This window comes from Roseisalinus antarcticus (assembly GCF_900172355.1).
Classification (GTDB): Bacteria; Pseudomonadota; Alphaproteobacteria; order Rhodobacterales; family Rhodobacteraceae; genus Oceanicola; species Oceanicola antarcticus_A.
Genome location: NZ_FWFZ01000039.1, coordinates 19,929 through 30,121 on the forward strand (window position 1 = coordinate 19,929; position 10,193 = coordinate 30,121).

Annotated in this window: 10 protein-coding genes; 4 read left to right on the top strand and 6 right to left on the bottom strand. The window is 67.4% G+C overall.

The genetic code is table 11. The features are described from left to right. Positions 1-1,164, bottom strand: coding sequence for a type III PLP-dependent enzyme (locus ROA7023_RS20175; protein WP_085880802.1), 1,164 nt, complete (start codon positions 1,162-1,164; stop codon positions 1-3). A gap of 235 nt (positions 1,165-1,399) precedes the next feature. Between ROA7023_RS20175 and ROA7023_RS20180 the strand changes: the two genes are divergently transcribed. Then, positions 1,400-1,942, top strand: coding sequence for a pseudouridine synthase (locus ROA7023_RS20180; protein ID WP_085880803.1), 543 nt, complete (start codon positions 1,400-1,402; stop codon positions 1,940-1,942). A 60-nt stretch (positions 1,943-2,002) separates the two neighbouring features. On the opposite strand, the gene ROA7023_RS20185 is transcribed toward ROA7023_RS20180, so the two are convergent. The 4 genes from ROA7023_RS20185 to ROA7023_RS20200 all read right to left on the bottom strand — a co-directional run bounded on the left by ROA7023_RS20185 (position 2,003) and on the right by ROA7023_RS20200 (position 5,940). Next, entirely contained in the window at positions 2,003-2,197 is a 195-nt protein-coding gene (locus ROA7023_RS20185) for a DUF2065 family protein (RefSeq protein WP_085880804.1), read from the bottom strand. Continuing rightward, on the bottom strand, positions 2,197-3,258 hold the full coding sequence (gene hflC / locus ROA7023_RS20190) for a protease modulator HflC (protein ID WP_085880805.1): 1,062 nt from the start codon (positions 3,256-3,258) through the stop codon (positions 2,197-2,199). Before hflC ends, ROA7023_RS20185 begins: the two co-directional genes overlap by 1 nt. Further along, a complete protein-coding gene (hflK, locus tag ROA7023_RS20195) occupies positions 3,258-4,409 on the bottom strand; it encodes an FtsH protease activity modulator HflK (RefSeq protein ID WP_085880806.1) in 1,152 nt (383 codons plus the stop codon). Before hflK ends, hflC begins: the two co-directional genes overlap by 1 nt. Before the next feature lie 73 nt (positions 4,410-4,482). Then, the gene (locus tag ROA7023_RS20200) at positions 4,483-5,940 is read right to left on the bottom strand and encodes an FAD-dependent oxidoreductase (RefSeq protein WP_085880807.1); all 1,458 of its coding nucleotides are present in this window, start codon (positions 5,938-5,940) and stop codon (positions 4,483-4,485) included. A 187-nt stretch (positions 5,941-6,127) separates the two neighbouring features. On the opposite strand from ROA7023_RS20200, the gene ROA7023_RS20205 reads away from it, so the two are divergent. Next, positions 6,128-6,403, top strand: coding sequence for a nickel-binding protein (locus tag ROA7023_RS20205; protein WP_085880808.1), 276 nt, complete (start codon positions 6,128-6,130; stop codon positions 6,401-6,403). 161 nt (positions 6,404-6,564) lie between these two features. Continuing rightward, positions 6,565-7,071 (top strand): GNAT family N-acetyltransferase, encoded by a 507-nt coding sequence (locus ROA7023_RS20210; RefSeq protein ID WP_085880809.1) that lies wholly within the window; start codon positions 6,565-6,567, stop codon positions 7,069-7,071. Positions 7,072-7,116: 45 nt separating this feature from the next. Here the strand turns inward: ROA7023_RS20210 and rpiA are convergent, their stop codons facing one another. After that, positions 7,117-7,902, bottom strand: a complete 786-nt coding sequence (rpiA, locus tag ROA7023_RS20215; RefSeq protein WP_085880810.1) for a ribose-5-phosphate isomerase RpiA — start codon at positions 7,900-7,902, stop codon at positions 7,117-7,119. 192 nt (positions 7,903-8,094) lie between these two features. Between rpiA and ROA7023_RS20220 the strand changes: the two genes are divergently transcribed. Next, the gene (locus ROA7023_RS20220) at positions 8,095-9,468 is read left to right on the top strand and encodes an L-serine ammonia-lyase (protein ID WP_085880811.1); all 1,374 of its coding nucleotides are present in this window, start codon (positions 8,095-8,097) and stop codon (positions 9,466-9,468) included. Positions 9,469-10,193 lie beyond the last annotated feature (725 nt).

Sequence of the window (10,193 nt, forward strand, 5' to 3'; positions counted from 1 at the left end):
TCAGATGCAGATTACGTCGAGCGGCGGGAAGCCGTTGAAACCAACCGACGAATAGGTGCTGGTATAGGCGCCGGTGTTGCGGATCAGCACCCGGTCGCCCGCGCGCAGCGTCATCGGCAGCATGATCGGACGCTTCTCATAGAGCACGTCCGCGCTGTCGCAGGACGGACCTGCGAGGATGCAGGGGCCCATCTGGTCGCCGTCGCGGGCGGTCTCGAACTGATAGCGGATCGCCTCGCCCTCGGTCTCGGCAAGGCCCGAGAAGCGGCCGATGTCGATATAGACCCAGCGGTGGATGTCGCGGTCCGACTTGCGGCTGACCAGCATCGTTTCGGCGACGATGGTGCCGGCCTCGGCGACCATGCCGCGGCCGGGCTCCGCCATGATATGCGGCACGTCGCCGAAACGGGCGGTCACCAGATCCATGACGGCGCGGGCATAGGCCTCGGGGGCCTCGATCTCTTCGCCGTAGAAGGCCGGGAAGCCGCCGCCGATGTTCAGGACGGTCAGGCCATGGCCGGCGTCCTGCGCGGCGGTCCAGATCTCGGCCAGCGCGTCGAGCGCGGGCGCCCACATCTCGGCGCGGCGGGTCTGCGAGCCCACGTGGAACGAAAAGCCCACCGGGTCGAGGTGCAGGTCGCGGGCATAGTCGAGCAGCCGCAGGGCGGTGTCCTTGTCGCAGCCGAACTTGCGGGTCAGCGGCCAGTCGGCCTCGCTGACCTCGACGATGAGGCGGATGTAGACGCGGGCGCCGGGGGCATGCTCCGCGATCTTCTCAAGCTCTTCCTCGGCGTCGGCGGCGAACAGGGTGATGCCCCGGTCCCAGGCCCAGGCGATGTCGGAGGCCCGCTTGATCGTGTTGCCGAAGGAGATCTCGCGCGGTTTCGCACCGCGGTCGAGGCAGAGCGCGATCTCGCCACGCGAGGCGGCGTCGAAATGCGAGCCGAGCGCGACAAGACGGTCGATCACCTCGTCGGCGGGGTTCGCCTTGACGGCATAGTGGATCTGGGCGCGGCCGAGGCCGGCGGACAGGGCACGGAATTGAGCTTCGACGCGGTCGAGATCGACAACCAGGGTCGGCCGGTCGAAATCGGACAGGGCGATGAAAGTGTCGAGGCGGGAAACGTCAGAATGGGCACGCAGATGCGCGGTGTGCAGGGACATTGGTCATCTCCAATAGACTCGGCCAGCTATGACCGCTCAGTTCCAAGGGAGACGTTACCGTCGCTGCATAACGCGTGCCGATCATCGGATGAGCTCGCTACTGCTCGATCATCGGACGTGGCCAGAGGCGCGTGCGTTGGCGTCTGTGGGGCGCAATTGGCGCAACAGGCGAGTCGTTTCAAGGATAAATTGGCAGGGATTGGAAGTTTTTTTCCGGGCAGGCTAAGTCTGTATCATGTCACGCGTAATCATCTTCAACAAACCCTGCGGCGTGCTGACCCAGTTCACCGATTCCCGCAGCCCGACCGAGCGTCCGACCCTGTCTGGCTTCGGCCTGCCGGCGGCGGTCTATACCGCCGGACGGCTGGACCGGGACAGCGAGGGGCTGCTGGTGCTGACCGATGATGGCCGGCTGCAGGCGCGGATTTCCAGCCCGAAGGCGCGGACGCCGAAGAGCTACCTGGTGCAGGTGGAGGGCGATCCGGCCGAGGCGGATCTCGCGCCGCTGCGGCGGGGGCTGACGCTGAAGGACGGCCCGACGCGGCCGGCGGAGGTCCGCAGGATCGCGGCGCCCGAGCTCTGGCCCCGCGACCCGCCGGTCCGGGTCCGAAAGTCGGTGCCGGACAGCTGGCTCGAGGTGACGATCACCGAAGGCCGCAACCGGCAGGTCCGGCGGATGACCGCCGCGGCCGGATTTCCCACGCTGCGGCTGGTCCGCTGGCGGGTCGGGGACTGGACCCTGGACGGCTTGGCCCCCGGCGCCTGGCGGGAGCTCTGACACGGGCGCTCTGCGCCGATCCGGGCGGTGGCAGAAAATTCGCGAATTTTCTGGGCCCGGTCAGAACCCGAGCGCCCGGGCCAGCCAAAGGAGCGCCAGGCCCGCGGCACAGGCCAACAGGCCGACGTAGCGGCGCTGCTCCGGCGTCAGCCGGCGCAGCGCCGCAAGCGCCTGTTCCACAAGCGAAGGGGCCAGCGCATAGGCCAGCCCCTCCACCACAAGCACCAGACCGATGCCCCACAGAATCCAGAGCATCAGCCCTCGGTTTCAGTGATGGCGTCGGGCGCGGCCCCGTCCTCGGCCGGCGTCGTGTCCGCCTCGGTCTCCGTCTGCGTCTCTGTCTCCGCGTCGGAGGCCCCTTCCCCGGATTGCGTCCCGGCCGCGTCCTCGGCCATCGACGCCTCCGATCCGGCGAGCGCATCCCGGGCGGCCGCGCTCAGGTCGATGCCCAGCGGATTGTCGCTGCGCAGGTAGGTGAAGAAGTCGCTGTCCGGCGACAGCACCATCCGCGTGTTGCCCGACTGAAGGGCGCGGGCATAGGCGGTCATCGAGCGGTAGAAATCGTAGAACTCCGGATCGGCGCCGAAGGCGTTGGCGTAGATGCGGCTTCGCAGCGCATCCGCCTCGCCTCGGGTGATCTCCGCCTGGCGCTCGGCATCCGACACCAGTTCGATCACGGTCCGGTCGGCGGTGGCTCGGGTGCGCTGGGCCGCCTCGTTGCCTCGGGCGACCTCGTCGGCGGCTTCGCGTTCACGCTCGGCAATCATCCGCTCGAAGGTCGCGTTGAGGTTGGACGGCGGCAGATCCGTCCGCTTGAGGCGGACGTCGATCAGCGTGAGACCCAGTGTCCGGGCATCGTTCTGCGCCCCCTCCAGGATCTGCAGCATCAGCCCGGCCCGGTCCGTCGACAGGATGTCGTTCGAGGTCACCTGACCCAGAACCGCCCGCACTTCATCGCGCAGAACGCCGTCGAGACGCTGCGCGGCGGCCTCTTCGGCGCCGGCGCCAACGGCCTGGCGGAACTGGTTCACATCGATGATCCGGTAACGGGCGAAGGCGTCAACCACCAGGCGGCGGTCATCCAGCGGCGTGACCTCGAGCGGATCGACATCCAAAGACAACGTCCGATCGTCGTAACGCACGACCTCCTGGATCAGCGGGATCTTGAAGGCAAGTCCCGGGTCCTCCTTGACGGACACGACCCGTCCGAATTGCAGGACAAGGACCTTCTGACGTTCATCCACGATGATGACCGACGACATCAGCCCCGCGATGATGATCGCTAGGATTGGCAGAAGATAAGCGGTGCGGCGCATCAGTTCGACCCCCCGTTGGTTTCGTTGCGGCGCAGCTGGTCGAGCGGCAGGTAGGGCACGACGCCCGAGCCGTTCTCCTGTTCATCCAGCAGGATGATGTCGGTACCGCCAAGCACCTGTTCCATCGTCTCGAGATACAAACGCTTTCGCGTCACCTCGGGCGCATTGATGTATTCGCCGAGCACGGCCTCGAAGCGCGATGCTTCACCCTCGGCTTCGTTGACGACCTGGGCCCGGTAGGCCTCGGCCTGCTCCAGAAGCTGCGCGGCCTGACCGCGGGATTCAGCGAGCACCCGGTTGGCATAGGCATCGGCCACGTTCTGCAGCCTGTCCCGCTCTTGCTCTGCGTCCTGAACGGCGCGGAACGAGGCGATGACGTTCTCGGGCGGGTCGGCCTTGTCGAAGTTGACGCGCACCACGTTGACGCCGCTGTCATAGCCGTCGAGCGTCAACTGGATCAGGTCCTTGAGCCTGTCGGCGATCGGTCCGCGTTCGCGGTTGAGGATCGGCGCCAGCTGCGACTGCGCGATGATCTCGCGCATGGCCGATTCCGCGACCGCCTCGATGGTCAAGGGCGGGTTCGCGAGGTTGAAGAGGTATTGCGCCGGGTCCGAGATGTTCCAGACGACCTGGAAATCGATGTCGACGATGTTCTCGTCGCCCGTCAGCATCAGGCCCGCGTCGCCTCCGGCCCGGCCGGTGCCGATGTCGATGGTCTGCTCGCGCGTCACGGGCAGAACCTCGGCGGTGACAAAGGGCCAGGGGGCGAAGTTGAGGCCCGGATTGCCGATCGAGGAATATCGGCCGAGGAACAGCTCGACGGACTGCTCTTCGGGGCGCACCGTGTAGACCGAGCTGAACAGCCAAAGCGCGACCGCCGCGAGGGCGCCCAGACCGAGGGTGCCGCGCGTCAGCAGCGGGCCGCCGCCACCGCCGCCAAAGGGCGGTCGCCGGCCGTTGTTGCCGCCACCGCCGCCCATCAGGACACGCAGTTGCTCTCGCCCGCGGTTCATCAGGTCGTCGATTTCCGGAATCTGGGGGCCTTCGCCTGGTCTGCGTCCGGGCGCCGGGCGACGATCGTCGTTTTCGTCGTCATCGGAGCCGTTGTTACCGCCGCCACCCCCCCAGGGGCCTCCGTTGTTGCCTGCCATATGGCCTCTTCCCTATCTTGACTGGACCCCGGATGGAGCCGTTGATCTGAATTTGTGGGCGAGCGGCTGAAAATCAACCGGCTCGCACGGGTTCGCGCATGGTAACGATCTCTTCGGACATTGTCGGATGCACCGCCACGGTCCGGTCGAAGTCTTCCTTGGTCGCGCCCATCTTGATCGCGATGCCCGCCAGCTGGATCATTTCGCCCGCCGCCGGTGCGACGATATGGCAGCCCAGAATGCGGCGCGTGGCCTGGCTGACGATCAGTTTCATCAGCACGCGGTCGCTGCGCCCGATGAAGGCGGTCTGCATCGGCCGGAAGGACGAGCAATAGACCTCGATCGGCTCGATGTCGCGGGCCTGCTCTTCGGTCAGGCCGATCGTGCCCATCTCGGGCTGGGTGAAGATGGCCGAAGGGATCAGCTCGTGATCGACGGGGGTGGGGGTGTCGCGGAATACGGTCTCGACAAAGGCCATGGCCTCGCGGATCGCCACCGGCGTCAGTTGCACCCGGTTGGTCACGTCGCCGATGGCATAGATCGAGGGCGCCGAGCTGGCGGAATACTCGTTGACCACCACCTCGCCCCGGCGGCCGATCTCGACGCCCGCCTCCTCCAGCCCAAGGCCGGAGGTGTTGGGGACCCGACCGGTGGCGTAGAGCACCGCGTCGACGACACGTTCCTTGCCGTTGGTCGCCTTGACCCAGATCGGGCCGCTGCCCTCGGTGTCACGCGACAGCAGCGCCTGCGACAGGCCGACATCGGCCCCCATCGCGGCATCCGAATCCGTGCCATGCTCGGCGAGGTGATCCTCGGTGGCGCGGGCCATCTCGACGATGTTGGTCCCCAGATGCAGGTCGATCCCGCGTTCGTGCATCGCCTCGGCGATCAGGCCGCGGGCCTCGTCGTCGAACCCGCGCAGGATCTGGGCGCCGCGGTAATACTGCGTGACCTCGACGCCGAGGCCGTTGAGAATGCAGGCGAATTCGCAGGCGATATAGCCGCCGCCCACGATCAGGATGGATTTCGGCAGCTCTTCCAGCAGGAAGATGTCGTTGGAGGTGATGCCCAGCTCGGCATTGGTCATCTCGGGCATGTAGGGATGCCCGCCGGTGGCGATGAGGATCGTCCTGGCGGTGACCTCGTCCCCGGTACTCAGCTTGACCGTGTTGGAATCCTTCAGCGTCGCGCGGGCATCGAAGATCTCGACCGAGGAATTGGTCAGCAGCTTGCGATACACCCCCTCCAGCCGGTCCAGCTCTTCATGCAGGTGGGTGCGGAACCGGGGCCAGTCGAAGTTGCCCTGGCCGATATCCCAGCCATAGCCACGGGCATCCTCGCACATCTCGCGATAGCCAGAGGCGAAGACCATCAGCTTTTTCGGCACGCAGCCGCGGATGACGCAGGTGCCGCCCATGCGGTATTCCTCGGCAAGCCCGACCTTCGCGCCGGTCGATGCCGCCTGCCGCGCCGCCCGGACGCCGCCAGAGCCGCCGCCGATGACGAAAAGGTCGAAGTCGTGTCCGCTCATGTCCTGCCTCTGCCTCATGCCGAAGTGCGACTGTGTCTATCCCACAGCCCGCAGCGGAAGGCCAGACGGACACGCAACCGGCGCCCCGGGATGCGGGATCACACTTCGTCGGCCCGAACTGTGCGGACGTGGCATGCCAGGGTCAGGGCTTCGGTTTCACGAAGCCCGGAAACGACAGAGCCGACCGATGAAAAGAAATATTATCGAGCGTTCCATTCCCGGTATGGGTGATTTGAATTCAACCCAACTCTCCGACGCGGCAACCACGTCCAACGATGCCCTGTCCAAGCTGGCGCCCAAGGTGCAATCGCAGGACTCCTACGTGACCAAGGACAAGTCCTTCTGCGTCTATCTGGCCGACAGCGAGAGCGACCTGCGCGAACACGCCCGGCCGAGCGGCTTTCGCGCCACCGTGATCACCGAGGTCACGTCGATCATCGACCCCACGACCGCCAGGGCGTGACAACGGGACCGCCCCTCCCGGGGCGGTTTGCCGGGCGACCCGCGCCGTATTTATCCGGGCGACCCGTTCCCATTGCCACTGCCGGCCCGCTGCACCTAGTGTGGCGCCAGCGCGGGCTTCGCCGCGCAGAACAGCCGAGCAGACCGGGAAAACGGGCCGACATGACCGACGACACCATAGAGATCGCGCCCGCCCGCGCCGAGGACGAGATCGCCCGGATCGCCGAGCTTGCCCGGGACATCTGGGTCGATCACTACGAACCGATCATCGGCCTGGGTCAGGTCACCTACATGCTCGAGACCTTCCAGTCCGCCGAGGCCATAGGCGCCGCCATCGCCGCCGATGAAGCACAGTATTTCCTGATCCGCAGCGCGGGCCGCGACATGGGCTATCTCGCGTTCCGGATCGACCCCGACGCGCTGTTCCTGAGCAAGATCTACGTGCTGGCGGCAGAGCGCGGCCGGGGGCTGGGCAAGCGCGCACTGGGTTTCGTGCGCGACCGCGCCAAGGCCGAAGGCCTCGACCAGATCACCCTGACGGTCAACAAGAACAACACCGGCGCCATTGCCGCCTACGAGGCGGCCGGGTTCAGGCTGACTGACGATATCGTCACCGACATCGGTGCCGGCTACGTGATGGACGACTACGTCATGGCGCTGCAGATCTGACGCCCGCGCCCCTGGCCCCGGCCCCGGCCCCGGCCCCGGCTGGCCTTAGTCGGCGATGTCGGAGAACAGGTTGTTGGTCTCGGCGAACTCGTAGCGGCTCTCCTCGATGCTGCCGGCGTTGATGTCGCGGACCTCGACCCGGCCGTCGCCGAAGCCGGTGACGACAATGTCGCAGATGTCGATGAACAGCCCGTTCTCGACCACGCCGGGGATCTGGTTCATCATCAGGCTCAGCTGTCTTGCGTTGCCGATCCGGTTCAGGTGCAGATCGAGGATGTAATTGCCCTCGTCGGTCACGAAAGGCGCATCGCCGTTCATCCGGATCGACGTAGAGCGGCCCAGCACATCCATGCCGATCAACGTCTCCTCGACCAGCAGCCTCGTCGTCTCCCAGCCGAAGGGCACCACTTCGACCGGCAGCGGGAACGCGCCCAGCGTCTCCACCTTCTTGGAGATGTCTGCGATCACGATCATCTGGTCCGACGCGGTGGCGACGATCTTCTCCTGCAGCAGCGCCCCGCCGCCGCCCTTGATCAGGTTCAGGTTCGAATCGTATTCGTCGGCCCCGTCGATGGTCAGGTCGAGCCACTTGACCTCGTCGAGCGAGATCACCGGGATGCCCTCCTCCCGCGCCAGGTCGGCCGTCCGGCTGGAGGTCGGCACGCCGCGGATGCGCAGCCCCTCCTCGCGGACCAGGGCGCCGAGGCATTTGACCAGCCAATAGGCGGTCGACCCGGTCCCGAGCCCCAGACGCATGCCGTCCTCGACATAGTCGGCGGCACGTTTGGCGGCGGCGAATTTCGCCTTGTCGATGGGGGAAAGCTCGGACATGGGGCAGCTCCTTGTGGCGGGTTCCGCATACACCAGGTGGCGGCGCCCATGCGAGCGAATTTCGCGCCGCCCCCCGCGATGGCGCCCGCCGCCCGGCCTGGGGCCTGCCGGCCCGGCCCGGGGGTCGCTTTGGGACGCGGCGGCGTCTCATGCAGGCTATCCCGCCCGGCGCGGGGCGGATAGGAAGGCGCCATGTTCCTCTCCGTATTCGACATGTTCAAGATCGGCGTCGGCCCGTCCTCGTCCCACACCATGGGGCCGATGGTGGCGGCCGCGCGTTTTCTCGACCATCTGCGGGCGCAGCCGTTCCGGGTCGCGGGCCTGCGCGCCTCGCTGCATGGCTCGCTGGCCTTCACCGGCGTCGGCCATGCCACCGATCGCGCCGTGATCCTCGGCCTCGCGGGCTTCGTCCCCGAGACGTTCGAGGCCGAGGCCGCCGAGGCGGAGCTTGCCAGGATCAAGGCCGAGGGCAGTGTGACGCCCCAGGGGCTGGGTCCCTTGCGCTTCGATCCCGGCTCGGACCTGCGTTTCGACTACGGCCCGCCCCTGCCCGGCCACGCCAACGGGCTGGTCCTGCGGGCGACCGACGCCCAGGGCGACGAGGTGGTGCAAGAGACTTTCTACTCCATCGGCGGCGGCTTTGTGCTGACCGCGGCGGAGCTGGCCGAGGGACGGCAGACCGACCACGGCCCGCCGGTCCCCTACCCCTTCGCAACGGCGGCCGAGATGCTGCGGATGGCCGCCGAAAGCGGGCTGAGCATCGCGGCGATGAAGCGCCGCAACGAGAACTCGCGCGAGCCGGGGCGCGATCTCGACGCCGGCCTGCGCCGGATCTGGGCGGTGATGGCGGGCTGTATCGACCGCGGGCTCGCCACCGGGGGCATCCTGCCGGGCGGGCTGAACGTGCGCCGGCGAGCGCAGGGCATCCACGAAAGCCTGCTGGCCGAACGCGGCATGAACCTCTCGGCGCCCCATACGATCAACGACTGGATGTCGGCCTACGCCATGGCGGTCAACGAAGAGAACGCCGCCGGCGGACAGGTGGTAACCGCCCCGACCAACGGCGCGGCGGGCGTCATCCCGGCCACGATCCGCTACTGGCTCGACCATGTCCCGGGGGCAAGCGCCTCGCGGATCCCCGAGTTCCTGCTGACGGCGGCTGCCATCGGCGGGCTCATCAAGTACAACGCCTCGATCTCCGGCGCCGAATGCGGCTGCCAGGCCGAGGTCGGCTCCGCTGCGGCGATGGCGGCGGCGGGCCTGTGTGCGGTGCTTGGCGGAACGCCGGAACAGGTGGAAAACGCGGCCGAGATCGCGCTGGAGCATCACCTCGGCATGACCTGCGACCCGGTCCGCGGCCTGGTGCAGGTCCCCTGCATAGAGCGCAACGGGCTGGGCGCGATCAAGGCCGTCTCGGCCGCCTCCCTGTCGCTGCGGGGCGACGGCGCCCACCTGGTCCCGCTCGACGCCGCGATCGAGACCATGCGCCAGACCGGCGAGGACATGAGCGAGAAATACAAGGAAACCGCGCTCGGCGGTTTGGCCGTCAACGTCCCGAACTGCTGAGGCCCCCCCGTGTCCGGACCGGGGGCGCGAGTCGCGCGGCTTCGCGCCGGGTCACCTGCTGCTGACCTCCGACAAGCCCACAGCCAGCACGGAGAAAGCGAACCGCGCATCGGCCTGACCGAAGACCGCCCCCGCTCCACGCCGCCCGTCACTCGGCCCCGGCCCCTGTCGGTCCGATGGTGTGCGACCCGGTCGTGCCTCTCCCCCTGTCAAAGCCGACGTCCGGTCTCCCCTCCCGCCGCCGCAGCTCCAGGGCACATTCGGCAGGACAGACCGAGACATGCCCGAATCGCCCCGCCGCAAGAGAATCCACTGATCTCCGGAGAGTCGGGTACGAGGTGCTGCACCTTGAAACTGCGCCGAAACGCGGGCGAAAATCGTCGACAGCTGAAACCCGCGACAGGTTGCCTTCAGGGACCACTCGCGACCGGATGAGCCTCGCTCGGCCGATCCTCGCGAAACGGCAGGTCAAGCCTCGCCGCAGGTTGCCCTGCTCCCGCCCAGCCTTCTTGAAACGGACACGCAGCTTTCCCGCCGACCAGCCAAAGGAAAGCGCAGGTCAGACAATACCAAGGCCACCGCCCCCGCCTTCTTCCGGGGTAGTGTCCCGGGAAGTGGTGTAGGAGGCCGCGCGCGGAGCCTCCGGCGTAGCGCAGTGCGCGGCCGGTGGTGACGCTGGCGGTCACCGTCGATCTTCGGAGAAGGTTCGGGTTGCGAGACCTGTA